Source organism: Geobacillus sp. WSUCF1 (genome assembly GCF_000422025.1).
Classification (GTDB): Bacteria; Bacillota; Bacilli; order Bacillales; family Anoxybacillaceae; genus Geobacillus; species Geobacillus zalihae.
In genome coordinates this window covers 1-24,937 of sequence record NZ_ATCO01000076.1, presented here as the reverse complement: position 1 = coordinate 24,937, position 24,937 = coordinate 1, and the positions used below count along the sequence as shown (strand labels likewise).

Below are 24,937 nucleotides of genomic sequence, written 5' to 3'. Positions count from 1 at the left end.
TTCTTTTCAAGAGGACGCCTTTTGAGCATCAATGGGAGCTTCCTCACTTTCGCCGTTTACTCTCCCACTTTGTTGCGCAACATGCCGATGCCTTCCACCGTCACCTCAATGACATCACCCGTCTGCAAAAAACGCGGCGGGTTCATCCCTTTGCCGACTCCAGCCGGAGTTCCTGTCGCAATGATGTCGCCCGGCTCAAGCGTAATGCCTTTGGAGATCGTCTCGATGATCGATTCAATGGAAAAAATCAATTGTTTCGTGTTCGCTTGCTGGCGCACTTCGCCGTTGACCCGTGTCTCGATGCGCAAATCGTTTGGATTTGGCACAAATTTGCTTGGCACGATCCATGGCCCCATCGGGCAAAATGTATCCAAGCTTTTGCCGAGAAAATATTGTTGGTGCCGCTCCTGCAAATCTCTTGCTGTCACATCGTTGATGATCGTGTATCCAAATACGTAATCAAGCGCGTCTTCGCGGCGGATCGCCCGCCCTTGTTTGCCAATGACCACCGCCAGCTCCCCTTCATAGTCCATTTCATCCGTGACATCGGCATGGCGCAAAATCGTTTCCTCATGACCGATGACCGTTGTCGGCGCTTTCGTGAAGACGATCAAATGCTCCGGCACATCGGCGCCGCCGAGCTCCAGCGCGTGATCAACATAGTTTTTTCCAATGCAAAAAATGTTTTTCGCCGGCCGTGGGATCGGGGCCAAAAGACGGACATCGTTGAGGCGATAAACGTACTCCCGCGTCGGATGGCCTAGCGCCCAGTCAATCACTTTTTGCGCCCGTACGAGAAACTCCTCCCCTTGGGCAATCGCTTCAACCATCGTCGTCGGCATCGTCTCCGTTCCATCCATCGCCCGTTCGGCGCGGCGCAAATGAACCGCCCGGTCGTCTCCTTGCGGCACGGCTCCAACAAACGTTTCTCCATCGAAAAGTGCGGTGATCAGTTTCATCGTGCCTCTCTCCCTTTCTTTGTTATGCAGCGGACGCTTCGTGAACTCTTCTCTTCCACCCGTCTTCGCCATTTTGGCGCGTTGAGGATGGTATTCGCCATCGAGGCGAAAAAGTCCTGCTTTTGTAGAATTTTGTCTAAATTAGGAAATTTATCACTTATTTTCCCGAATCGCTTCCTTTTTTCGTCGTGATATGTATAATAATGTTTAGTTTCCACTAGGGCGTCGATTGCGACTTTCGTCATGCAACAAACGTCTTGCATCGACGCGGCATGCCTCAACCAACATTTCAAACGAATTGATGGTGAAGGAAATGGTTCTGTTGCAAATTGAAGAAAAACGACAACAAATGATCGAATTGGCGCTCACGTATGGGTTCACGGCCAAAGAGACGATCGAATGCAGCCAAGAGCTTGACCAATTGATCAATCAATATTTGCAGCAAACAAGGATGTTGGAATCGCCTTCCCCGTCCGTTCAGTAAGCGGGGGTTTTTATTGCCCCGGCCGGCGGCGAAACGGCGGCCGCGTTCCGTATGTTCCCCACCTCCACATCCACTCAATCGGGCCATAATGAAAACGCGCAAACCAAAAGCGGCTTATCCACACTTGAGTTGCATACAAGGCAAACGCAATCAACATCTCCTGCCATGCGCTTGTGCGTCCATACCACCCAAGCCCATAACCATAAAACAGCGACGTGCAAACGAGCGATTGCGCGAGGTAATGGGTGAGCGACATTTTCCCGACGTCTTGCCACCACCGCCAAGCGCGCTGCCAACTTGGTTTCCGGCAGACAAACACGGCAGCCGCCGCGTAAAACACCGCCAAAGCGGCGCCTCCGAAGCTGTCTTGGATGTACATGGTCAAGTCGTTGGCCGCAGCCCAATACGGAATGGTTTTCAGTGCTAAACCAAAACATAGCGCCCACCTCATCAGGCGGCGCAGCTTCGCAGGCGAGTGACGGTCGGCTTCAAGCCAACGTTGGTCGGCGGCATAGCCGCCAAGCAAACAAAACGGCAGCACGGTCAACACCGTAAGCAAAAGCCCTCCATCGCCGTTGATATACATCCAGTCGTTCCACCGTTGCCAAAACACGTCACGAAACGTTCCGTTTCGATAATGGCGAACCGCCGCGGCCGCCGCGGTCTCGTGGCCGCCGGCTGTCTCCATTTCTCCGGTCAACACATTGAGAGTTAACAACAGCGCCATGAGGCCGTGAAAAAGAAAAAAGACGGCAACAGCCGCCGTCCGCCACCAACGAGGCGGGGCGGCGAAAAAGAAAAGCATGATGAACCCGGCGAGGGCGTAGGGGATTAAAATATCGCCAAACCAAAGGCCAAACGCATGAGCAATGCCAATCCCAAGCAAAAGAAAGAAGCGGCGCAACAGAATCGGAATCGGCCGCTCCCCGCGGCTTTGGAGCCGGCGGAACATCATCACGGCGCCAAAGCCGAATAAAAAGGCAAACAGCGGATACGCGCTCGCTTCAAACAACACATCCACGACGGCAACGAAAACTCGGTCAAAATCACTGCCCTTGACGCCGTCGTCGTATAACGCCGGCGAGGAAACATAACGCATGTTGACAAGCAAAATGCCAAGCAAAGCGAATCCACGCAGCACATCGGCCGCGGCGATTCGCTCGGGCGATCTGATCATCGCTTTCTCCCTTCTTTCTACCGCCTAGCCGTCTGCGCAATCGGCGACGCTTTACCGCCTTGCCGGCACGCCCGCCGCCTTATCCATTTCATTCGACGCGCTCTCCTCTGTCCGTCTGAAGGCGCATGCCTGTATCATCAGTTGACATAGCGGCCCGATTTTCCAATTGCATCCCAATATTGGCGGCGCAAGTGTACTTTCTGAATTTTTCCGGAGGCTGTTTTCGGCAGCTCATCGACAAACGTAACGCCTGTAATGGCTTTGAAATGAGCCAGTTTTTCCCGAGAAAAGGCGATCAGCTCTTCCTCTGTCACATTGTGCCCTGGGCGGACGACGACAAACGCATGCGGCGTTTCTCCCCATTTTTCGTGCGGCGCGGCAATGACGGCTGCCTCAAGCACAGCAGGGTGTTCATAAAGCGCACCTTCGACTTCAATCGACGAAATATTTTCCCCTCCGCTAATAATAATATCCTTTTTCCGGTCAACGATATCAATATGCCCGTATTCATCGACGGTCGCCATATCGCCGGTATACAGCCAGCCGTCGCGGATCGTTGCGGCGGTTGCTTCTTCGTTTTTCCAATATCCTTTCATGACGCCATGGCTGCGGACGATCACCTCGCCGATCGTCCGGCCATTATGAGGCACTTCGTCGCCGTTTTCATCGACCACTTTCACTTCACAGCCGATCATCGGATAGCCGGCTTTTGCTTGATCCGCTGCTTTTGCTCCACAGGCAGTCCGTCAAGCTGCGGACGAATGAGCGAAATCGTGCTGAGCGGAGATGATTCGGTCATGCCGTACACCTGGATAAACTCCCAGCCGAGCTTTTCCTCAACGCGTGCGACAAATGCCGGCGGCGGCGCAGAACCGGCGATGACGACCCGCACGCCTTCCGGGACATCTGGTTGATATTGCTCATAATATTGCAGCAACATATTGAGCACAGTCGGAGCCATATGCATAACCGTCACCTGATGTTCCTTGACAAGATCAAAAATGACTTTCGGATCGACTTTACGCAAACCGATTTGCGTTGCCCCGTTGGCGGTGTAATAAAACGGAGCCCCCCAGCCGTTGACGTGGAACATCGGCAACACATGCAAATACGTATCGCGGTCGGACACACGCAAATGGTGCATCGTCACAAGCGCATGCAAATAGTTGTTCCGATGCGTCAGCATGACTCCTTTTGGGTTGCCTGTCGTCCCGCTTGTATATAGCAAGCTGCATATATCATTCTCATCGATCATCGGGCGCGGAACCGGCGCTGACGACTGGGCGGCGAGCCATTCATCGTAAGCGGTTTCATCAATCGCCGCCTCTGTTTTATGGTGGACAATGATCTCCTCGACCGTTTCAAGCTTGTTTTTGACTGGTGCAATCAGCCCATACAGCTCCTGATCCACAAACAACACTTTCGTTTCGCTGTGATTCAAAATAAAAACGTAATCATCCGGTTTCAGCCGCGTATTCAGCGGCACCATCACCCCTCCCACTTCAAACACACCGTAAAACCCTTCGAGCATCTCGAGCGTGTTGGGCGCCAAGTACGCCACACGGTCGCCTTTGCGAACGCCAAGCCCCCGCAGCCCGTTGGCGAGTCTCGACACCCGTTCGCCAAGCTCACGATACGTCACCGTCCGCCCCGAACAAATCATGGCTGTCTTGTCCCCATAGAGAGCCACGGCGCGATCGAAAAAGTGATGGAGCACGAGCGGCGCATTCATTCTCCCATCCCCCTGTTTTATGTTTTAGAAAATTCACAATTGTATTATATAACAAAGATGGCATAAAGAAAAAGAGGGCCATCCCAAAAGTCGTAAAATGACTTTTGAAGCCAGCCCTCTTTCTTGGCTAGTCCGCTCCATTGCGCCAAAAAAGAACCCAGTTTCTTCTTTTTTCCCAAAAACGAATGCTAGGCGAATCGTCTCGACAACCGCTAGTTATTTCCTTTCACCCCGCGTCGGAGACGTCCGGATCGACCGTATTCGTGACGCTGCAAAACGTATTCGTTTGCAAGAAATCGCCAGTATTGCCGCCGCCGGCACCTGAGTTTGACTTCGTGGTGCTTTTCGGAGCGATTTGCAGCACATCGCCCATGTTGACAGTGCCATTGCCGCTTACGTTCGTCACTTTGAGCCCACCAATGACGATTGCTGGCATCCCCTTTCCCCTTCCTTTCTGCCCGTTCCCTTTCTTTATCATACGCGGGAGCTGCTTTCCTCAATTGGACTCTCGCCCCGCATTGAACCGTTTTTTCTCCGTTTTCATACAATAACGATAGCGACACGACGAAAAAGGAGGGGGCTCTTCATGCCTTCATTTATCAGCGGTCCAATTAAAATCACCCATGTCAGCGGCGACGGCACGGTGAATTTCGGCGACGTCTTGCAAATCACACCAAAGAGCACGTTGAAATCCAATACCGGCTCAGGCGGCGGCAACAACGGGGACTTCCTGCAGACGAATACGTTCGTCAGCTTTACAAACAACGGCGATCCGGATGTGTTCGACTCAAATAATGCCGCCAACAATTAAAGCGAACGTTTCGCAGCTTGCGCCCATACACTAGTATCAACGAAGAAAACATGGAAGGGAGCATGCCCACATGCCGGCTTTTGTCGGAGTCGTCAAACTGAACAGCATCGGAAGCAGCGGCGTGTTCCATATTGGCGATGTGTTTGCGATTTCCCCGCAAAGCGTGACGAAAACGTTCGCTGGCGCCGGTTCGTTTAACACCGGCGACGGGCTTCATATCTATAACTATTACAGCAATACCAATACGAATGACGCCGATGTCGCCGATGAAAATGTCGTCGGAAACGTTTGAAGGAGGAGAAGGAGGGTGCACGTTTACATCAGCCAAAGCATCTGCATCCACCAGTTGCGGATCGGCTCGGTCACCAATTCATCCGTTTTGCAAATCGGCAGCGCCGGAAGCATTCAAGCGCTCTCAACGCTTGCCAACACCGGCGGATTCACCGGTTCGGCCCCACAGGCGACCGTGCCGCCCGGTGCATCCGCTCCTCTCGTTCCTCTCCATTCAGCCACCCGCTAAATTCAGCGAAAAAAAGTGATGAGAGCGAAAGGCCGTCCATATATTGAAGTAAGAGGGCTCTTTGGAGAGGATGATGGTGCACAATGAGCATTTACGAGTATTTCGTCAAGCTGCACCGCTATTTATTATGGCAAACAAAAAAAATACGGGCTCTGGAACGCCGTCTCCACGCACTCGAAGCCCGGCTTCGGGAAATGGAGGCTCAGCCGCGCACATCGATCGAACGAATTGAATATAAATTTGACCAGCTCAAAGTGGAAACGCTCGAAGGAACGCTAAACATCGGGATCGCTCCGTCCGGAGCCGGCGGTACAATTGAAGACTTTGCCGTCGAACCGGTCAAAACCGTAATTCCAAAGCCGGAACCGGTGCTGATGCGCCCGATTCAAGAAAAAGTAGCCGCCTATCTCAACGGGGAAGCGTCGGAAACGTTAAAACGCCTTGAGCAGCAATACGGCCGCCGCCTCGACGATACGTACCGCCAGTTCATTTTGCAAGACATCGCCCGGCAAACAGACGAACGCATCCGCTTCTATTTGCAAGAGAAAGCCAACCATGGCTACGTTCCGTCCAGCGACCGCGATGAAGCAGTCGAAAATGAAATTTTTCAAAAAGTGAAAGCCGATATCGAACAATCGCTCGATGCGTTTTTGAAACATTTGCCTTCAAAGGAGGGATAGACGTGAATTATACAGTGATCAATCGTCATCTGCATGTTGGCGACATCCGCCTCGTGGCCGTCGCCAGTGCCTCGCTGTTTTTAATCGGCGACGCCGATGCGATTCACTTGTCATCCGCGTTTGACACACCGCCTGAATCGCTCATCATCGGTCCGTTTGTCCCACTTGTACCGACGCGAGGGGAAGCACCGTGAAACGAACGTCAGTTGTGCAAACGTTCCATGCTGAAACGCTTATCATTAGCTCTGTCCTGCAAATCGGCGACTCAGAGCGAATTTCCGCCCGCACGCGCGCCTTTGCCGTTCAGCGGCAATATGAACTGTTTTTTGGTCCAGAAGGAGAACAAATATTCCCTGTTTTGACGAAGCCGATTCCGCGCTGGACTTCTCCATCGCCGGTAGCTGCACGCCAAACGCTCCATGAGTCCCCGGTCATTTCCGTTCAGTCTGTGCGCGTGCTCGCCATTTCTTCGTCCGCCATCGTCCATATCGGCTCGACCTCGACAGCGGAGGCAGAGGCAAGAATTAAACATATCCGCCAGCTGGCCGGCTCTGAGTCGAGCGCGCCAACAAGAGGGAGGGATTTATAATGCCTTCGTTTGTCGGCCCGATTAAAATCAACAACGTCAGCAGCGGAGCTGTCGTCCAAATGGGCGACTGTCTGTACATCGCGCCGAAAGTCGCCACGAAAACGCAAGCCGGATCCGGCGGGTTCAACACCGGCGATTTTGTGATGACGAACAACGCGATCAGCTTTACAAACGCGTTTGATCCGGATGTATCCGACCAAAACGTGGCCGCCAACAACTGAACGTTGCAGAAAACGAATCCCCTCACCTTTCATTTGCCAACATCAACCTTATCAGCCGAACGCTGCCGAAACCAAAAAGAGAAGGTGTCCCAAAAGGATCCGGACACCTTTGCTTATTTACCTCTATATCTAAAAAACCATACATTGTGCTTGATCGAAAGGAAACCAACCTTTTGCGACCGCATCTCTCCATTATTCCCCTAAAGCCCGTTCAGCTCAACGGGCGAGCCATTCACATCATTTCCAGCCAGACGTGCGTGCCGCGTCCGGACGGTTCAGCCGGTTCGACGATGAGCCGTCGCGGCAGACGGTGGCGAATTTCTTGTACATGACTGATGACGCCGACCGCCAGCCGCTCGGTATGCAGCTTTTCCAAGGCGGAAATGACCGTCTCAAGCAGCTCAGCATCGAGGGTGCCAAACCCTTCGTCCAAGAAGAAAAAGCGGAGCGGATACTCGCCGCGCAGCTGAATTTGCGCCGATAACGCCAACGCCAACGACAGTGACGTCAAAAATGTCTCCCCACCCGAGAGCGTCGATACCGGCCGTCTGACGCCGCCATTGGCATCATCACGGATCAGAAACCCGCCTTGCGAATCCAATTCGAGCGAATACCGGTGCCGTGTCAGCCGCTGCAGCCGTTCCGAAGCCATGGCGGTGACTTGCTCGAGCTGCTCTTCAGCCATAAATTCGACAAAGCTGTTGCCGCGAAGCAGCGCCTGCAGCTGTTTATACCGCTCGATGCGCCGGCTGAGCTCCGTCTGCTTCTCCTCCAGTTCAACAAAGCGGCTATGTTTTTTTCTCAACTCTTCCACCTTCGCTTGAGCCGCCCCAAGCTGCTGCGTCATCGCCTCCACTTGCCCCTTCAACTCGGCGTATACACGCTGCATCGTCTCCCATTGTTCAGCGCTCACCGCCGCCCCCCCCGATGGCGGCGGCCAGCTGGGCGAGGCGATGTTCGGCTTGCCCGATTTGGCGCCAATAGCGGCGGATTGCCTCATCCCATTCATCTCGCTGCGCTTTTTCCGCCTTTGCTTGCTTGACTTGTTCGGCATCGGCAAACATGGTGTCCAAAAGCGCGCCGCGCCAGCGAGCGAGCGCCTCTTCTTCGCGGCGGACGCCTTCTTCCCACGCCTGCTTGGCTGCTTTTGTTTCGCTTTCAAGCATTTGATATTCCCGCTGGGCTCGCTGCCAGGCCTCATACGCCTGTTGCTCGCCGTTTTGCAGCTGGCGCCATTCGTCCTCCGCCTTCTGAAGCTGCACGGCCGCAGGACCTTCCCCCGCCTTCTCGCCCCGTTGCCGCTCATATTCGTTCCATTGCTGCTGTTTGGCACTAATCAGCGAGTCAAGACGCACCCGCTCCGTCTCAAGCCGGCTCCGCTCTTTGGCCGCTTCCTCTTTCGCCCGCTGTTTTTCCTCTAAAAACAGCACGCTGTCCTCCAGCCGTTTTTGCACGTCGCGCCGCACGTTTTCCAGTTCACACAGCTGTTCATACACCGCATCGATCGTCTCAAGCGAATGGAAAGGATACATCTGCCGCCATTGCTGTTCAAGTTGCCGCCGCTCTTCCTCCAGCCGCTGCTTTTCAACTTGCAGCGCTTCGATGTCCGCCGCTATCCATTGGCACGCTTTCTCCGCTTCGCGCCGCGCTGACTCGGCTTCATTCCATTGGGCAAGCACCCGGTAGGCCGCTTCTTTCAATTCAATGACATCTTGCGCAAGCGCCCGCACTTCCACAGTGAGGTCGACGACCTCCTCCACCGATCGGCTTTCGGCAAACACAGGCGGCGCTTCATGGCCTGCCGCCAGCTCGGCAAGCTGCTCGAGCTGCGCCTTGAACGAAATGATCATTTGCCAATCTTGTTCATACCGCTGCCGCTCTGCCTCAAGCTCGGACAGACGCTCAAGTTGGACATCGTGCGGTGCGGCGGCCGGATGCGGATGCTCGCGCGATCCGCACACTGGACACGGCTCGCCGGGACGGAGCCGCTCAGCCAAGGCGGAGGCGAGTTGCGCCGTCCGCGCTTCTTCGGCTCGCTGTCGCTCCGCCTCCATGGTTTTCTGCAACGTATACAATTGTTTTTCAGCGTCCTGCTGCCGCCAGCAGACGAAACGATACGTCCGCTCCACACGCCGGAACAGCTCTTGAAGCCGGGAGCCGACAGCGGCTGATCGGCGTTCCCGCTCCAACTTTTCCTCTTTCGCCCGACGCCAAACGGCCTCCTTTTGCTGAAGTTGGGCATCGACGCGAGCGATGGCTGACGCCGCTTGCTCAATATGCTGCTTCTGCCTGTACGCCCGCTCTGCCTCATCTTTTCCATCCAGCGCCTCTTCATGCTGTTTCAGTTCTTCTTTCAACTCCCGCTGCCGCTTCGCGCCGCGCTCATACCAGACCGACGCCTCTTCAAACCGGCGTGCAGCTGCCTTCTCCTGGGCAATGAGTCGCTTCCTCTCTTCACGAAGAGCTGCGAGCTCCTGTCCAAGCACTTCCATTTGCTGCTCAAGCTGCGCCGCCTGCCGCAGCCGTTCCATCTGGACGAGCAATTCCGGTTCGCGCTGCGCCTTTTCTTGGCGCGCCCGTTCATAACGCCGCGCCGCTTCTTCATAGCTCAATTGGGCTTCTTCTAACCGACGCGCCAGTCCTTCATACCGACGAAACGCCTCTGCCCGCAAGCGACATGCCTGCTCGCACTGCTCCCAATACGGCCAGATGCGCTCTGCTTGCTCGGCGCGCTCCTTTTTCGCCTCAAGCTCGCGGATGGCGGATTCATGTTGGCGCAGCGCGGCGAGCTCTTGTTCGACCGCTTCTTTTTCTTGCTGCCACGCCCATCGTTGTTTTGTTCGTTCCACATCTGCTTCGACTTCCTCAAGCTCTTTTTTTCGCTTGGCAAACAGCCCCGCGAGCTCCCGCACATCCGCCTCTGCCTGCTCGAGCGCTGCTTTTGAAGCATCGCCAAGCCCCGCTTTTTCCGCTTCGATTTTTTCCCATTCTTGCCGAGCGGCGGCAAGCCGGTCTTTCAACTTTTTATTCAACTGATCGCCATACCGCTCAAGATGGAAGAGGCGCTGCAGCATTTGCCGCCGCTCCGACCCTTTGAGCGATAAAAATTCGGCAAATTTTCCTTGCGGCAAGACGACCGCCCGGGTGAAATCCTCCATCGTCAAGCCGAGCAATTGCTCGATCGCCTTGTCCACCTCCGACAGTTTATCGGCGAGCACGACCGGCTCGGACCGATGCTCGATTAGGCGGCAAACGGCGCTGCGCGTCCGCCATTCGTCCACTTTTTTTTAAGCTTCGTTCGACTGTATACCGTTTCGCTCCTGCCGCATTTTCCAGCTCAAACGTAAACGAGACAAACAACTCTTGCTCCGCGTGGTTGATGATCGCCTGCGTGCGGTTGGCCGCCCGCTCGACGCTGCCGAACAAGGCGAGCGTCATGGCGTCTAAAATCGTTGATTTGCCGCTTCCAGTCGGCCCGAAAATGCCGAACACACCGCCCTCACACAGTGCGGTGAAATCGATCGTCTGCTTTTCACGAAAGCTATGAAGCCCGGCGATCGTCAGCGAGATCGGCTTCATTCTCCCTCCCCTTCCTTCTCTTCTTCCGCCGCCAGCTCCAAAAAGAGGCGGACGAGCTCTTCATCCGGCGTTTGTCCCCCAGTCTGCCGTTCGTAAAAGCGGTGAAACATTTCTTCAAGTGAAAGCGGCTCGCGGCTCATTTCCATCATCTCTTCCACCCGATTGGGAAGCACCGGGCGAATGTGGACAAATCCGGGATGAAGCTTACGCAGCCGATCAATTTCTTCCATTGTCAACGACTCGGTCACATGAATCTCCAAATCGATCCAGCTTGATCGGTCTCTTCCTTCCTCACACCAGCGGTATACTTGAGCGAGCCCCTCTGTCGCCTTCCAACGGATGAGCGGTTTGCCGGCAACGAGCGGTATCTCCGCCACCTTGGCCTTCCTGCCTGGATGCACGTCAACGACCGTGACCGATTTGGCTTGACCGGCTTCGGAAAAGCTGTACGCCAACGGCGAGCCGGAATAGCGCGCCGCCGTCTTTGCCTGCTTGACATCCTGCGGCCGGTGCAGATGGCCAAGCGCCACATATTGCGCGGCTTTCGGCAAGCTCTCAGCCGCCACCGTATAAGCGCCGCCGACTTCAATCGGCCGCTCGGAATCGGACGTACGTCCGCCGGCAACGTAAAGATGGCTCATCGCGATATTGACGGTCTCCGCCGTGAACGAGGCGGCCATCGCCGCTAATAGGGCGCGGATGCGGTCATCGTACCGATCGCGCATCGTCGTCTCTTTACAGTCGGATGACAACAGCTCGGCGAGGCGCGATTCGGACGGATAGGCCAACGGAGCAAGCATCATCGTTTCGCCGCACGATGGAACGTCAATCCGGCAAACAGCCGCTTGCGGGCGGCCGAAAAGAAAAATGTTGTGCGCACACATCAACGTCCGGGCAGCGCTGATCCGGTCGGGGTGGTCGTGGTTGCCGCTGATGACTGCCACCGGGCGGCGTCCTTTGTCGGACAGGCGGGCGAGGCTTTCATAAAACAGTTGTTCCGCAGCCGCCGGCGGATTGACGGAGTCGAATACATCGCCGGCCACAAGGATGATGTCGATTTGTTCTTTCTTGACAATCTCCACAAGCTCATCAACAAATGCCTCTTGCTCGGCCATCCGACTCCGCCCCTCGAGCGTTCTCCCAAAATGCCAGTCCGCGGTATGCAAAATCCGCATTCTCTCTTTCCCCCCTTGCATCACTCAACAGCCACAACAAACCCGCCGTCAAACGAATACAAATAGCATTCCGCCACCGGCGCACGCCAAATTTGCTCGATGGCCCGCCGGTACAAGCGCATTTGCGTCCCGTAGCGGCCGAGCAGAAAACGAGCCGCTTCTTCCTTTTGCCCAGCAAAACGGTGGACGACTTCATCCGTTTTATAGTCAATCATCACATAGCCGCATTCGTCGGCAAACACGCAGTCGATCACCCCTTGCACGAGGACGCGCCGGCCGCTTTCCGTCCCTTCGCCGCCGTACAGTTCAGCCGCTTTAAGCCCCAAGCTGAACGGCACTTCACGGTGCACTTCGCGGGCGGCGCAAAGGCGGCGGCCAAGATCTGCAGTGAAAAAGGCAGCGATGGCCGCTGGATCGACCGCCTCTGCTTGTTCTGCCGACAGCAGCTCTTTTTCGACAAGGCGGACGATCTGACTGCGGATCCACGATTCATCAAGCGGCGCTTGCAAATCGAGATGGCGCATGACGACATGGAGCGCCGTCCCTTTTTCGGCCGGCGTCAACGTTTTCTCCTGCATAAAACGCGGCCGGGAAAACACCGGAGCCGTCCCTTGGCGCGGCCGCCATTCGTCCGCTTGCTCGCCAAAGAGCGCGCGCTGTTCTTTGAGTTCTGACACCGATTGCTTGGCGCGCACGGCCGTTTCTTTCTCATACGAATACCGCCACAACAAGCGGCGTTTGACCTCCTTCTGCCACCCTCCTTCTACGGGAACGGGTCGGCCTTGTTCGAGGGCAAGAAGCACGCCGCCATCCATCTCCTCCCTCGCAGCCTCTGCGCCGCGCAAATCGGCGGCCGGCACGATGGCGACACGCCATACAGACGGGTGAGAGGCGACCTCTTCAGGCGCCTTCGTTCCCGCAAGCGCCCCCCCATCCCGATGACGGATGAGCGCCCGGCCGATCCAATCCAAGTAGGAGCGGGCCGAAGCCCGCACATCGTCGGGGAGAAGCCAGCCGCGTTCCGAAGCAGCGCTTTTCCATTTTTCAATCTCCTTGGCCGCATCGTTGACCGACGCCAACAAATACAGCTTCTCTTTTGCCCTTGTGAGCGCGACATACAAAATGCGCATCTCCTCCGCGAGCAGTTCAAGCCGCTTTTTCGTTTGGATGGCCAACAGCGGCAGCGTCGGATAACTGATGCGCAGCCGCGGGTGGACAAAGCGGGCGGCAAAGCCCAGCTCTTTATCGAGCAAATATGGGTGGTGCAAATCACGTGTATGAAACGGACGAGCCAGCCCAGCGAGAAACACGATCGGAAATTCCAATCCTTTGCTGCTGTGAATCGTCATGATGCGCACGACGTCTTCCTGCTCGCCGAGCGGCCGGGCCGCCCCTAAATCGTCGCCGCGCTCTTGCAGCCGCTCGATGAAGCGAAGAAAGCGAAACAAGCCGCGAAACGACGTCGACTCGTACTGCCGCGCGCGGTCGTACAAAGCGCGCAAGTTCGCCTGCCGTTGCCTGCCGCCCGGCAGTGCGCCGACAAAATCGTAAAATTGCGTATCGCGGTACAGCTGCCAAATGAGATCAGCTAATGAGCGGCGGCGCGCCATCGTACGCCAGCCCTCGAGCCGCTCTAAGAAAGCCGCCGCTTTCCTTTGGGCGTTGGCCTCCTCTTTTGTTTCCGCCGGCTTTTGCCGAAACGAACAGAGCGCTTCATAAAACGTGCCCTTTGGATCGGCGAGGCGAATCATGGCGAGCTCATTCTCGTCAAAACGAAAGAGCGGCGACCGGAGCACCGCGGCGAGCGGAATGTCTTGGTGCGGGTTGTCGATCACTTTTAACAGTGAGAGCATGATCGAAATTTCCGTCGCCTGAAAATAGCCGGATGACAAATCCGCGGCCGCCGGGATGCCTTGCGCCTGCAACTGCTCGATCATCTCCGGCGCATTCGTCATCGAGCGGACAAGGATGACGATGTCACGGTACATGGCGCGCCGCGGCTGCCCGCTCGAACGATCGTATACATAAAACGGAGCGGAAACGATCTCTTTGATTTTTTTCGCCATCAGCCGCGCCTCGAGCTCCGCCGCTTCCCATTCAGCCGCTTCCTCTTCGTCCTCTTCCGCCGCACGCTGCCGGTTGATGATCATGACTTCCGGCGCCGCATCCTCCCCTTCCGGGTAATCGGCGCCGTATTTCAGCTGCGCCGCTTCGTCGTAAACCATTTCGCCGACGGTTTCCCCCATGAGTTGCGCAAACAGAAAATTCGTCCCGTCAAGCACTTCGCGGCGGCTGCGGAAGTTGCTCGCGAGGTCGATTTTCATCCCCCCTTCTTCCCCGTCGGCGGTGAATCGTTTGTATTTGTCCAAAAACAGCATCGGCTCGGCAAGGCGGAATCGGTAAATCGACTGTTTCACGTCGCCGACCATAAACAAATTGCCTGTTCGTTCACTTCCTTTTTTTACCATCCGCAAAATCGCTTCTTGAACGAGGTTCGTATCTTGATACTCGTCAACAAGCACTTCATCAAACTGCGCCTGGTATTCCAAGGCGGCGGAGGAAGGCTGCCATTCGCCCGTTTCCGGATCGCGCCGCCGCAAAATATGCAAACAATAATGTTCCAAGTCAGAAAAATCAACGATTCCTTTTTCCCGTTTCGCCGCTTGGAACATGACGGCAAAACGGCGGACAAGGTTAGCGATCGTTTCAACGATCGGCTTCATTTCCCTCATATGGCGGAGCCAAACGGATGGATCGAGCGAAAACACATTGTCGCGCAGCGCCTCCACTTTCTTTTTCGCCTGATCGCGCAGCGATTTGGCTTCGTCGATCAGCCGCTCGTCATAGTCCTTGCCGCGGCAGGCCGGCAGCCGCCCAAACGACAGCGCCTTTAGCGCGCGATGCAGCTCGGCCCACGGCCCGGAAAGTTGCGCCTCTAACTTGACGATCATCTCCAGATCTTCGCGCAGCCGCTCGGCATACGGCCGCGGCCCGCTCGGTTCTTCGGCGAGCTCAAGCGCCCTTCGGATCAGCCGTTTGGCCGCCGCCAGCTCCATCGCGGCATGTTGCGCGATATAGCGGGCTGCTGGCAGCGTCTTGATATCCGTCCGTTCATCGACGTCATACATCGAGGCCAAACCGGCCAACCATTCATCTGGTTCCGGATGGGAGCGGGAAAATTCATAAAGGGCGACAATCATCTCCTGCAGCTCGGCGTCGCTCCGGTCGCCCGTATAGGCATCCACGACGGCGAAAAACCGCTCGTTGTCCGGCTTTCCGTATTCCTCCTCAAGCAGCTCTTCAAGGACATCCTCTTTCAACAGCTCGATTTCCGTTTCATCCGCGATGCGAAACGACGGATCCAAATCGAGCAAATAGTAATATTTGCGAATGACATCCAAGCAAAAGGAATGGAGCGTCGAGATCGCGGCGCGGGGAAGCAGGCTGAGCTGGCGCCGCAAATGGAGCGAATGCGGACGCTTGGCCAATTCCCGCTCGAGCGCCTCACCGATTCTTGCTTTCATCTCCGCGGCTGCCGCATTGGTAAAGGTAACGACAAGCAGCCGGTCGATATCGACCGCTCCTTCTTCCGCCGTCACTTTTTGAATGATCCGCTCGACAAGAACGGCCGTTTTCCCGGATCCGGCCGCCGCGGCGACAAGAATGTCTCGGCCGCCCGCGGCGATCGCCTTCCATTGTTCATCCGTCCATCGGCTCCCAGCCGGCTTCGGGCGAATCGTGGCGTTCATTTATCCTTCCTTCCCTTCCGCTAGTTTTTCGATGACCGCTTCCTTCGTTTGCGGGGCAAGCTTCCGGTATTCGTTGCCGGAGAGTGCCTCATCAAATTGGCAGACCGGTTTGAAGACGCAAAACTCGCACGCTGTTTTATCTTTCAACTTGTACGGGGCGATCGACACGACGCCGTCGGCGATTTGCCCGCCGATGTCGATGAACAAACGGCGGACATGCTGGCGGAGCGCGGCAAAGTCGGATGGACTCGCCACCGACGAACGCGAATGGATCGATCCGCTTTTCGTAAGCTGAGCGGGCACAATCAGCGACCATTGTCCGTCTTCCGTTCGGTTGTCCATCAACCGGATCGCCTCGACGTCAGCGAGCAACAGTCCGCGCATCCGAAACGGTTCAAGCAACTTTTTCGCCATTTCCACCTCATCATCCACCCATTGCTTCGCTTGAACGATCGGATTGTGGATGTGAAAATAAAGCACCCCGGCTGGCAAGGCCGGCTGGCCGACGAGCTGTTCGGCATATGTCAGCACGATGTCCAGGTAGGTGAACATTTGCAGCGCCAGGCCGTAATATACTTCCGTCAAATCGAGCGTTTTCGCGCTCGATTTGTAATCGATAATGCGCAGAAGCACTCCTTGGCTGCTTTCCGCCTTATCGACGCGGTCGATCCGCCCAACAAGCTCCATCACTGTTCCGTCGGGCAGCCGAAACCGAAGCGGCGGCAGGTCGCCATTGGGGCCGAATGACAGCTCAAGTCCGATCGGAACGAAACCGCTCGCCCGCGCATGCTCACTTAACACATGGGTTGTACGGGCAACGACGTGTTTCAATTTTCGTTTCATATATTCATAGCGATGAGAGCTTGAGAGCACTTGCTGCTGGATGAGCGGGGCGATTCGCTCGACCGCTTCGGCCGACAGCCGTTCACAGTCTGGTCTTGACAGTTCGCGCCAATCAAGATGCTGTTCGCGCAGCCGGTCGGCGATTTGCTTGATGGCGGCATGGAACAATTGCCCAACATCCGGCGCCTCAAGTCGGAAAACGTTGCGCTCTTTCAACCGCAGCCCATGCGATGCGAAATGGGCGTACGGGCATTTTTGAAACTGCTCCATGCGCGAGACGCTCGCCTGAATTTTTTTGCCGTACAGCCGCTGGCTCCACTGTTTTTTGAGCGGCGTCGCTCCGTTTGTATAAAAGAGCGCGGAGACGGCATGCCGCACCTGCTCCTTCCAGTCCCGATGGCCGATGAACGTGTTATACACATCCCACCAAAGCGGATCGATGCCGTAGTTGCGCTTCCATGCTCGGAGCTGGCTGATCAAATACGTTTGCGTCGCCCGCGGCGCGGTCACGAACGCCTCTGCTTTTTCTGCCGGGGCGTCGAACGGGTCGTTGCCGCACAGATGCACCGGCGCATGCGGAAACAGTTCCGTAAGCTGCTTGATGAGCGGCGACGGCATCAACGCTTTCCCTTCTCCATCAGCAAGCGGATATGTAACATACAGCCGCCGGCTCGGACAAACAAGTGCCAAGTAGACAAAAAACGGGTCATAAAACAGCTGCTCCCGTCCCCCTGGGGCGAGCGCCACCCCCAACTCACGCAGCTGCTCGCGCTCCACTTCCGCCATCAGCCCGTCTTCCTTCACTTTCGCTGGAATAACGCCATCGTTGGCGCCGATGACGAACGCATACTTGATGTCAATTAAACGAGAGCGATCAAGCTGAGCGACGATCACCTGGTCCATCGCCGGCGGCACAAGGGAGAACTCCAACCGATCGAGCCCAGCCTCGATAATCTTGACAAACTCAGCGAGCGGCAGTGATTCTGTCCCGAGCATTTCTACATATTGGTCAAGCAAATCGACGACGGCGTTCCACGCCTGTTCATGCTGGCGCGCTTCAACGAGGCGGCCGTCCGCTTCCGCTTGCGCGCTCATTTTCTCTAGTTTTTTTGGAATCTGCAATTCTTCCAAAAACAGATATAATGCCATACAAAACCCGCGTCCGTCCTCCGCCCGGCGCAGACGGCGCTCCAACCGGCGAAGCGGAGCGGCCAACGCCTCGCGCCATTCATTGAGCATGTCCTCAAACTGCCGCTCTTCATCCGTTTGTGGTACGTTCAAACCGTCAAGCGCCTGATAGCGCCGATACGCCCAGCGCTCATTGTTTGTCCACTTATCCCCTTTGATTCCGTAAGCAAGCACATAGTTTTCGAGCTTGTCGGCCGCCTCGCGCCACATGTGCAGATCGCCGTCCGTTGGAAAAAGCAAATCCGTTTTCACCGCCCGAAACACCGCTTCATATCGCCAACGCGTCACGACCGTCTCTAAGGCAGCGCGCACGAGTTCAATGAGCGGGTGGTGGTGCATCGGTTCTTTTTCATCCATAAAATACGGGATCCCAAAATCAAAAAACACCGTTTTTACCAGATCGCGGTACGCCTCCGTCTGGCGGATGATCAGCGCAATGTCGCGATAGCGCGCCCCTTCATCGCGGACAAGGCGGATGATTTCGCGTGCGACCGCTTCGATTTCCGCTCGGCGATTGGACGCCTCATAAAGATGGACGGCATCGGTCTTTGCACCATATGGAAGCAACGGGCGTCGGTGAAATTGCGCCTCAAGATGAACGAGCGCCCTGTCTTCATGCGTCGGTTGGCCGAAAGCACGATCGGCTCTTCGATCGCAATGTCATTGCTTAGCGCCAACTCCCTCAGCTGGCGGTACGTTTGCGCCGGCAAATAAAAGAGATGAAGTTCGTCCGGCATTCCGTCGTCATACGGGCGGTCGATCGTCAAACAAACGGTGACGCGCCGGCAATGGCGAAGAAGCTGTTCGATGATCATATATTCTTGCGGCGCGAAATGATGAAAGCCGTCGATGTAAATATCGGCATCCCGCAAATAACTTGAGCGCGGAATATGCTCAGCGAGCAAGCGCAAATAATCTTCCGAATCAAGATAGTGGCCGGAAAGACTTTTCTCAAGTTCCTCATACACAAGCGCGACATCGCTCAACTTGTCAGCGAGCAAGCGGCGGCCCGGTTGATCAGGCCCATCCTCGAACGCCTCAGCATGTCGGCGGAGTTCGCCCGGCGTCAGGCAATACCGTTTGCATTCGGTGATCATTTCGTTCAGCTGCTCGATAAACCCATGTTTGTCCGCCGCGCGGCCAAACAGTTTCAGCTCTTGTTTGCGTTGCTCAATAATTTTGCGGATCATCATCTGCACGCCAACATCATGAATGTGGTACCGGGTCATGCCGCCTGTTTCCTGCAGCACGCGCCAAGCGAGACGGGTGAAGCTGAACACTTGGGCGCGAATCATCCCGTCCACTCCCTCGGTATGTATCAACGCGTATTCGCATTGAAATGTCATTTGCTCCGGAACGAGATAGACGATCGCCCTTCCTTTTGGATCCTCTTGCAACTGGCGGCGAATTTCTTCGAGGCAGACAGCCGTTTTCCCACTTCCTGACCGTCCGAGCAAAAACCGCAGCGACATTGTATCCACCACCATTCGTTTCCTTTATTTGTTTTATTTTAGCACGTATGTTCGCTTTTGGGAAGAAAAAAACGCCCTTCCGGCCGCGGGTTATATAGAGGCAATCTGAAACGTTAACGTTTGTTTCTTTTTGTGGATCCAGCCGACATGTCAGCGACTGTCGGACGACTGAACAACCTCGCTTCGAAGGATCCATTTATTGGTCTCTGAAGCTTCACTTCGTTATAGAAGCGGAAGACTTCTTTCGAGATTAAGGTTAAAATTGAAAGGCGAACTGTTTAAACGGCCAGTAGCGAAAGTCCACCTTGCCGACAATTTGGTTGATTTTGACAAACCCAAAATGGCGGCTGTCCCAGCTGCTAAGCCGGTTGTCGCCAAGAACGAAAATGCAGCCGGGAGGCACCCGTGTTTTCCCGGTCACCTCCTCAAGCGTAAAATCCCCGGTCAGCCTGCCGTCAAGCAGCTTTTGCTTATACGGGCGCAAATACGGTTCGTCAACTTTTTTTCCGTTGACATACAAGATGTCATTTTTGTACGCGATCCGATCGCCAGGCAGGCCGATAACCCGCTTGACGTAATCTTCCTTTTTGTTGGCGTGAAAAACGATAATGTCGAACCGGCGAATAGGCCCGATGTCGTAGGAAAGCTTATTGACGATCAGCAAATTGCCGCTCTCTAGCGTCGGCATCATCGATTTTCCTTCCACCACGTAATTGCTGAACACGAACAACCGAAGCGTGGCGACAACACAAACGGCAACAAACCATGGCCATCGGCGGCCTCGTTTTTCTTTTTGCTTGGTCACTCCCCGCCCTCCTCGCCGCCTTGTTCTTCCGTCAACGAAAATCGCGCTTCCACCCGTTTTCCGGCGTACCAAAGCAACAGAACGACTGCGGCGATCATCGCCGTGCGCAGCGGCTGACGGATGAGCGCCTTCAAGTCATAGCCGATAAAACTGATGGTAAACACCATGATCATCTTTCCTAGCAGCACCGCCAATACAAACTGCTGGCGGCTGATGCGCGACAGTCCGGCAACAATATTGACAAGCGCCGATGGGGTGAACGGAAAGCAATACAACAAAAACAGCGGACCAAATCCGTGTCGCTCAATCCAATGCATAAACTGCCGCACTTTCGGGTGGCGGCGGACAAAGTGAAAAAAACGCTTCTGCCCACTTTCCGCGTCAGCCAAAACACGATGAGCGAGCCAAGTGAAGCGCCTAGCCAAGAGATCAGAAACCCTTTCCATAGTCCAAACGCCGCTGCGTTCGCCATCACGAAGACGAACATGGGCAAAATGGGAAAAAACGACTCAAGCAACGTCGCTGCGATGCCGGGAAGCACGCCGAAAGAGCGGTATTGTTCGAGCAGGGAAAGGATGCTGTCGAGCGTGAACCATTGTTTGATTGTTTCCATATCCATGTCTATTCCCCATTCAAATGCCGTTTATATCTTTATTTTACACGTCCAGGCGCCTAATTTGAACTCATCTTTAGGAAAAACCATTTTTATCAATTTATTCAGCTAACTCTGTTTTTCTTGCTGCATGCGAAATATGTATTGGAGTTTGCGCTCCCTCGCTTCCATCCGCTCGGATAATTTTGTCCGCAGTTGAGCCGTTCGGTATAACTGGTTGATGAACGATTTGCAGGAAACATCGAGGGATATGCTTTTTCCGTTGCGGAAATAAACGATGGTCCGCTCATATTTGGCAGGCTCATACCGATAAACGTGCATGTGCGAGAGCCAAACGCAGCGGGAGTCACGCGGAGAGGCGGTTGGAAATACGTAAATTTCATTGGCTGGTTCAATGGCGATCGGCGCTTTATGGGTGATGCCAATGACGGCTTTTGTTCCTTCTTTTCTCCCTTGAAAGCTGCTTCCATAGTAATCGCAACTATGTTTAATAATGTCCATCGGCGTTTGTTTGATGATATATTCGCCGTCCTCCTCAATGACTTTCGCATACACATCGCTGTTTAAAAAGTATGGGAGAATCGCCATCGTATAACGGCTTACGATGAATTGCTCCAAGACAATGAATTCATTGACTTTCATCCGTTCGTCTCCTCTCTTAATCAACTCACCCACTACTCCTATCATACCATCAGAAGTTATATTTTTCTATATTTTGCAAAAAATCTATTAAAAAAACCCATGACAATCGTCATGGGTGTTCTAAGAGTTTTCAAACGTTTGACCGATTTCTTTGGACGCTAAATATTCATTCGCCTGTTCCAACGCGGTATGCTCGCCGACCGAGTCGCCAGCATACGTCTCTTCATCCATCAACCATTGCTCAACATGAAGATCCGTGCTGACGCGAAACTCAGCGGGCATCAGCTCCGGCAGGTCGCCTTGATTCTTTTCCATCACATCGCCTCCCTATGTCTTATAGGATGCTCCATCTTTTTCCTTTTTATACACGAAAAAAGCCCGGCCACGCCGGGCTTTCGTCTTCGTTTGTGATCGGTTTGCATTAAGCTGTCGTAAACTGTTCTTCTTCGGTCGATCCTTTCAAAGCGACTGTTGACGATTGGCCGCCAGAGATCACTTGGGCGACTTCGTCGAAATAGCCCGTGCCGACTTCGCGCTGATGGCGCGTCGCCGTGTAGCCGTACTTCTCGGCGGCAAATTCCGCTTGCTGCAGCTCGGCATACGCCGCCATGCCTCGCTCTTTGTAGCCGCGCGCCAGTTCGAACATGCTGTAGTTGAGCGCATGGAAGCCAGCCAAAGTGACAAATTGGAACTTGTATCCCATTTTGCCGAGCTCTTGCTGGAATTTGGCGATCGTTTCGTCGTCCAATTTTTTCTTCCAGTTGAACGACGGCGAGCAGTTGTACGCCAGCAGCTTGCCTGGGAATTTTTCATGAATCGCTTCGGCAAACCGGCGCGCCTCATCCAAATTCGGCTCGCTCGTCTCACACCAAATGAGGTCGGCATACGGCGCATAGGCAAGCCCGCGGGCGATCGCTTGATCCAAACCGGCTCTTGTGCGATAGAATCCTTCCGGTGTCCGTTCTCCAGTGATAAACGCTTGATCGCGCGGGTCGATGTCGCTTGTGATCAAGTCAGCAGCGTTCGCGTCGGTGCGTGCGATGAGCACCGTCGGAACCCCCATGACATCGGCGGCCAACCGCGCCGCAATCAAGTTGCGAATCGCCGTTTGCGTCGGCAAAAGCACTTTGCCGCCTAAATGGCCGCATTTTTTCTCCGATGACAGCTGGTCTTCAAAATGGACGCCAGCCGCTCCGGCTTCAATCATTGCCTTCATGAGCTCAAAGACGTTCAGTTGGCCGCCGAACCCCGCCTCAGCGTCAGCGACGATCGGCACAAAGTAGTCCACGTCCCCGCTGCCTTCTAAGTATTGAATTTGATCCGCGCGCTGCAACGCTTGATTGATTCGCTTGACGACATGCGGAACGCTGTTGGACGGATACAGGCTTTGGTCCGGATACATCTGTCCAGCGAGGTTGGCGTCGGCCGCCACTTGCCAGCCGCTTAAATAAATCGCCTTCAAGCCTGCTTTCACTTGCTGCACCGCCTGATTTCCGGTCAGCGCGCCAAGGGCCGCGACGTAATCCTCTGTATGAAGCAGCTTCCATAATTTTTCCGCCCCGCGTCGAGCGAGCGTATACTCGATGTCAAGCGAGCCGCGCAGTTTAATGACATCCTCCGCGCTGTACGGACGGACGATCCCTTTCCAGCGCTCCTCATTTTTCCAACTTTCTTCTAATTGCCGGACACGTTCAGCAAATGACGCCATTTTTCCTTCCCCCATCTCTCTATTGTTATATTACATTGTTTATATTTACGATTTTATTATATAACAGAAAAACAAAAGTGCAAGCCTTTTTTTGAAACTTTTTTTAATTGGGAAAATAGTCGCATATTGTTCATAAACATCGCGATTTTTTCGCTAATCTTTTTGATATGATCATATTGAGGAGTGATGAATAGTGAAAAAATGGTATACGTTAGCTGCCTCTCTTGTCATCATCGGCATCAGCGTCGGCATCCTGTACTTTGCTGTCTACCAGCCATCGACGATGCGGCTTCCAAATGACGTGACGATGGAAACAGCATGGGGAAAATCATACGAGTTTGGCGACCTTCCGCCGAAAGTGCGGCTTGTCGAGTTTATTTATACAAACTGTCCGGATCTTTGTCCGAATACGACAGCACAAATGGCAAAACTGCGCGATCGCCTAAAAAAAAGCCGGGGTATTTGGGAGCAAGGTGGAATTCATCACGATCACGATCGACCCGGCGCGCGATACGAATGAAAAGCTGCAGACATATGCCAATGCGTTTGGAGTCATGAGCGACGGACAAGGTTGGGAGTTTTTGCGCGGCAGCGAAGCAGACACGAAAAAAGTAGCGGACGCCTTCCACTTTCAATACCGCGACCCGGGCAACGGCATGATCGTACACACGACGCTCGCCTACTTGCTTGGCCGCAACGGGCGTGTCGTCAAACAAATCGGCATGGGGACATCTCGATTTCATGTCGATGAGGTATACGAGGCGATTATGGAGGAATTGTCATAACCATGCAGTAAGTTTGCATACCTGTCGCAAAAGGAAAAGAGGAAGCGATGTCCGCTTCCCTTTTTAAACAAATAACGAATACAGCTGAGCGCCGCAACCGCCGCAAGCACGACGATCATGACATTGGCCCCAAGCCAGGCTGTGATGACGGCCGCTACAAAACCGATGACACCGAACGAAAGATCATCTTGGATGAAAAAAACGTCCGGAATAATGAGCGCCCCAAGCACCGCATACGGCACATTTTTCAGCACTCCTTGCCAAAACGACGGCAGCTCGACGCCGCCGAGCAACACAAACGGCAACAGGCGCGGCAAATACGTCACGATCCCCATGCCGATGATCATCCATACGATCGCGCTATTCACCGCCGTTTCCCCCTTCCTTCGTCAGCCATTGAACGATGATGGCCGACAACAATGTAGCCAACACGATCGACCAGCCTTTCGACAAGTGAAGGGCAAACGTGCCGATCGAGTTGAATAAAGCCGACAGCCCCGCCAGCCAGACGATTTTCCGCTGCTTTTTCAACGCTGGAACGAGCAAGCCGATAAACATGGCATACAAGGCAATGGACATACTTTCTTGCAAACTTTCCGGCAAACCGGACCCAGCGGCATAACCAATGCCCGAGTTGACGACCCAGCTGCCATACGCCATGGCAATGAGCCCAAACATATACGAGGCGTTGATCGTTCCTTCTTTCATCGCCGCCACCGAAAACGTCTCATCGGTAATGCCAAAGGCGTACAGCGCTTTTTTCCAAAGTGCGTCCGGCTCAGCCTTTTCATTAAGGGACGCCGACATTAAAAAATGGCGAATGTTCAATACGAATGTCGTCAACACGATTTCAAACACCCCGGTGCCAGCGGCAAGCAGACTTAATGAGATATATTGCGAGGCGCCGGCGAAGACGACGATGCTCATGAGCACGGTCTCGGCGAACGTCAGTCCGGTTGTCTTGGCGAGCAGCCCAAACGCCAGCGCGATCGGCATGTAGCCGATGGCAATCGCTGCTCCTGCTTGCACCCCTTGGCGAAACGGCGCCATCTTGCCGGCTGCCCATGTCGTTTCCATTCATTCATCCCCCCATTTGACTATATAAGTTGAAACTTTGTTTTACATCCAGTAGAGCGCCCGCTGCATTCTATCAAAATGACTTGTTATGAAGGAAAACAGAATCGAACAATCGGAAAATCTTTATT

General features: G+C 54.5%; 19 protein-coding genes and 5 pseudogenes. 9 read left to right on the top strand and 15 right to left on the bottom strand.

Annotated elements, in window-relative coordinates; all coding sequences use genetic code 11:
* Window positions 1-56: 56 nt before the first annotated feature.
* The gene (locus I656_RS08110; RefSeq protein WP_033005596.1) at window positions 57-959 is read right to left on the bottom strand and encodes a fumarylacetoacetate hydrolase family protein; all 903 of its coding nucleotides are present in this window, start codon (window positions 957-959) and stop codon (window positions 57-59) included.
* Between the two features lie 313 nt (window positions 960-1,272).
* Between I656_RS08110 and I656_RS0115560 the strand changes: the two genes are divergently transcribed.
* Complete coding sequence (locus tag I656_RS0115560) at window positions 1,273-1,443, top strand: aspartyl-phosphate phosphatase Spo0E family protein (protein WP_025038859.1); 171 nt, start codon at window positions 1,273-1,275, stop codon at window positions 1,441-1,443.
* Window positions 1,444-1,453: 10 nt separating this feature from the next.
* Here I656_RS0115560 and I656_RS08120 read toward each other — a convergent pair whose 3' ends face one another.
* From I656_RS08120 to I656_RS08125, 3 genes and pseudogenes are all read right to left on the bottom strand, one after another.
* Window positions 1,454-2,620, bottom strand: coding sequence for a DUF418 domain-containing protein (locus I656_RS08120; protein ID WP_020755039.1), 1,167 nt, complete (start codon window positions 2,618-2,620; stop codon window positions 1,454-1,456).
* 137 nt (window positions 2,621-2,757) lie between these two features.
* Window positions 2,758-4,352 (bottom strand): annotated as a pseudogene (locus tag I656_RS0115555) (fatty acid--CoA ligase).
* Window positions 4,353-4,578: 226 nt separating this feature from the next.
* Window positions 4,579-4,788, bottom strand: coding sequence for a spore germination protein (locus tag I656_RS08125; RefSeq protein WP_033005591.1), 210 nt, complete (start codon window positions 4,786-4,788; stop codon window positions 4,579-4,581).
* A 150-nt stretch (window positions 4,789-4,938) separates the two neighbouring features.
* On the opposite strand from I656_RS08125, the gene I656_RS08130 reads away from it, so the two are divergent.
* From I656_RS08130 to I656_RS08155, 7 genes are all read left to right on the top strand, one after another.
* Window positions 4,939-5,163 carry a spore germination protein gene (locus tag I656_RS08130; RefSeq protein WP_013523084.1) on the top strand — a complete coding sequence of 75 codons (225 nt, stop codon included), beginning with the start codon at window positions 4,939-4,941 and terminating at the stop codon, window positions 5,161-5,163.
* A 70-nt stretch (window positions 5,164-5,233) separates the two neighbouring features.
* Window positions 5,234-5,455, top strand: coding sequence for a spore germination protein (locus I656_RS08135; protein WP_011230193.1), 222 nt, complete (start codon window positions 5,234-5,236; stop codon window positions 5,453-5,455).
* A gap of 15 nt (window positions 5,456-5,470) precedes the next feature.
* On the top strand, window positions 5,471-5,683 hold the full coding sequence (locus tag I656_RS17920) for a spore germination protein GerPB (RefSeq protein WP_011230192.1): 213 nt from the start codon (window positions 5,471-5,473) through the stop codon (window positions 5,681-5,683).
* An 83-nt stretch (window positions 5,684-5,766) separates the two neighbouring features.
* The gene (locus I656_RS08140) at window positions 5,767-6,363 is read left to right on the top strand and encodes a spore germination protein GerPC (RefSeq protein ID WP_020755035.1); all 597 of its coding nucleotides are present in this window, start codon (window positions 5,767-5,769) and stop codon (window positions 6,361-6,363) included.
* Between the two features lie 2 nt (window positions 6,364-6,365).
* The gene (locus tag I656_RS08145; RefSeq protein ID WP_020755034.1) at window positions 6,366-6,557 is read left to right on the top strand and encodes a hypothetical protein; all 192 of its coding nucleotides are present in this window, start codon (window positions 6,366-6,368) and stop codon (window positions 6,555-6,557) included.
* Window positions 6,554-6,952, top strand: a complete 399-nt coding sequence (locus I656_RS08150; protein ID WP_020755033.1) for a spore germination protein GerPE — start codon at window positions 6,554-6,556, stop codon at window positions 6,950-6,952. Before I656_RS08145 ends, I656_RS08150 begins: the two co-directional genes overlap by 4 nt.
* Window positions 6,952-7,173 carry a spore germination protein gene (locus I656_RS08155; RefSeq protein WP_011230188.1) on the top strand — a complete coding sequence of 74 codons (222 nt, stop codon included), beginning with the start codon at window positions 6,952-6,954 and terminating at the stop codon, window positions 7,171-7,173. Before I656_RS08150 ends, I656_RS08155 begins: the two co-directional genes overlap by 1 nt.
* 232 nt (window positions 7,174-7,405) lie before the next feature.
* Here the strand turns inward: I656_RS08155 and I656_RS0115550 are convergent.
* The 9 genes and pseudogenes from I656_RS0115550 to aceA all read right to left on the bottom strand — a co-directional run bounded on the left by I656_RS0115550 (window position 7,406) and on the right by aceA (window position 22,947).
* Window positions 7,406-10,752 (bottom strand): annotated as a pseudogene (locus I656_RS0115550) (SbcC/MukB-like Walker B domain-containing protein).
* Window positions 10,749-11,927 (bottom strand): exonuclease SbcCD subunit D, encoded by a 1,179-nt coding sequence (locus I656_RS08160; protein WP_033005587.1) that lies wholly within the window; start codon window positions 11,925-11,927, stop codon window positions 10,749-10,751. Before I656_RS08160 ends, I656_RS0115550 begins: the two are co-directional and overlap by 4 nt.
* A 20-nt stretch (window positions 11,928-11,947) precedes the next feature.
* Window positions 11,948-15,676: a helicase-exonuclease AddAB subunit AddA gene (gene addA, locus I656_RS08165; RefSeq protein WP_020755029.1), complete on the bottom strand. Its 3,729-nt coding sequence runs from the start codon at window positions 15,674-15,676 to the stop codon at window positions 11,948-11,950.
* Window positions 15,677-19,179, bottom strand: a pseudogene (gene addB, locus I656_RS0115545) (helicase-exonuclease AddAB subunit AddB).
* Between the two features lie 256 nt (window positions 19,180-19,435).
* On the bottom strand, window positions 19,436-19,984 hold the full coding sequence (lepB, locus tag I656_RS08170; protein WP_011230183.1) for a signal peptidase I: 549 nt from the start codon (window positions 19,982-19,984) through the stop codon (window positions 19,436-19,438).
* Window positions 19,981-20,456, bottom strand: a pseudogene (locus tag I656_RS0115540) (TVP38/TMEM64 family protein). Before I656_RS0115540 ends, lepB begins: the two are co-directional and overlap by 4 nt.
* A 249-nt stretch (window positions 20,457-20,705) precedes the next feature.
* The gene (locus tag I656_RS08175) at window positions 20,706-21,239 is read right to left on the bottom strand and encodes a competence protein ComK (protein WP_013146211.1); all 534 of its coding nucleotides are present in this window, start codon (window positions 21,237-21,239) and stop codon (window positions 20,706-20,708) included.
* A 120-nt stretch (window positions 21,240-21,359) separates the two neighbouring features.
* Window positions 21,360-21,554 carry a hypothetical protein gene (locus I656_RS08180; protein ID WP_013146212.1) on the bottom strand — a complete coding sequence of 65 codons (195 nt, stop codon included), beginning with the start codon at window positions 21,552-21,554 and terminating at the stop codon, window positions 21,360-21,362.
* 106 nt (window positions 21,555-21,660) lie between these two features.
* Window positions 21,661-22,947 carry an isocitrate lyase gene (gene aceA, locus I656_RS08185; RefSeq protein WP_033005585.1) on the bottom strand — a complete coding sequence of 429 codons (1,287 nt, stop codon included), beginning with the start codon at window positions 22,945-22,947 and terminating at the stop codon, window positions 21,661-21,663.
* 193 nt (window positions 22,948-23,140) lie between these two features.
* On the opposite strand from aceA, the pseudogene I656_RS0115535 reads away from it, so the two are divergent.
* Window positions 23,141-23,732, top strand: a pseudogene (locus tag I656_RS0115535) (SCO family protein).
* On the opposite strand, the gene I656_RS0115530 reads toward I656_RS0115535, so the two are convergent.
* Together I656_RS0115530 and I656_RS08190 are read right to left on the bottom strand one after the other, a co-directional pair.
* Window positions 23,687-24,100: an AzlD domain-containing protein gene (locus tag I656_RS0115530; protein ID WP_020755019.1), complete on the bottom strand. Its 414-nt coding sequence runs from the start codon at window positions 24,098-24,100 to the stop codon at window positions 23,687-23,689. The pseudogene I656_RS0115535 and the gene I656_RS0115530 overlap by 46 nt on opposite strands.
* Window positions 24,093-24,809 (bottom strand): AzlC family ABC transporter permease, encoded by a 717-nt coding sequence (locus I656_RS08190; protein WP_020755018.1) that lies wholly within the window; start codon window positions 24,807-24,809, stop codon window positions 24,093-24,095. Before I656_RS08190 ends, I656_RS0115530 begins: the two co-directional genes overlap by 8 nt.
* Window positions 24,810-24,937: the final 128 nt, after the last annotated feature.

Bases quoted from the DNA above. Each gene is read 5' to 3' on its own strand.
- I656_RS08110 (WP_033005596.1), bottom strand. From the start codon at position 959: ATGAAACTGATCACCGCACTTTTCGATGGAGAAACGTTTGTTGGAGCC.
- I656_RS0115560 (WP_025038859.1), top strand. From the start codon at position 1,273: ATGGTTCTGTTGCAAATTGAAGAAAAACGACAACAAATGATCGAATTG.
- I656_RS08120 (WP_020755039.1), bottom strand. From the start codon at position 2,620: ATGATCAGATCGCCCGAGCGAATCGCCGCGGCCGATGTGCTGCGTGGA.
- I656_RS08125 (WP_033005591.1), bottom strand. From the start codon at position 4,788: ATGCCAGCAATCGTCATTGGTGGGCTCAAAGTGACGAACGTAAGCGGC.
- I656_RS08130 (WP_013523084.1), top strand. From the start codon at position 4,939: ATGCCTTCATTTATCAGCGGTCCAATTAAAATCACCCATGTCAGCGGC.
- I656_RS08135 (WP_011230193.1), top strand. From the start codon at position 5,234: ATGCCGGCTTTTGTCGGAGTCGTCAAACTGAACAGCATCGGAAGCAGC.
- I656_RS08140 (WP_020755035.1), top strand. From the start codon at position 5,767: ATGAGCATTTACGAGTATTTCGTCAAGCTGCACCGCTATTTATTATGG.
- I656_RS08155 (WP_011230188.1), top strand. From the start codon at position 6,952: ATGCCTTCGTTTGTCGGCCCGATTAAAATCAACAACGTCAGCAGCGGA.
- I656_RS08160 (WP_033005587.1), bottom strand. From the start codon at position 11,927: ATGCGGATTTTGCATACCGCGGACTGGCATTTTGGGAGAACGCTCGAG.
- addA (WP_020755029.1), bottom strand. From the start codon at position 15,676: ATGAACGCCACGATTCGCCCGAAGCCGGCTGGGAGCCGATGGACGGAT.
- I656_RS08175 (WP_013146211.1), bottom strand. From the start codon at position 21,239: ATGAAAGTCAATGAATTCATTGTCTTGGAGCAATTCATCGTAAGCCGT.
- I656_RS08180 (WP_013146212.1), bottom strand. From the start codon at position 21,554: ATGGAAAAGAATCAAGGCGACCTGCCGGAGCTGATGCCCGCTGAGTTT.
- aceA (WP_033005585.1), bottom strand. From the start codon at position 22,947: ATGGCGTCATTTGCTGAACGTGTCCGGCAATTAGAAGAAAGTTGGAAA.
- I656_RS08190 (WP_020755018.1), bottom strand. From the start codon at position 24,809: ATGGAAACGACATGGGCAGCCGGCAAGATGGCGCCGTTTCGCCAAGGG.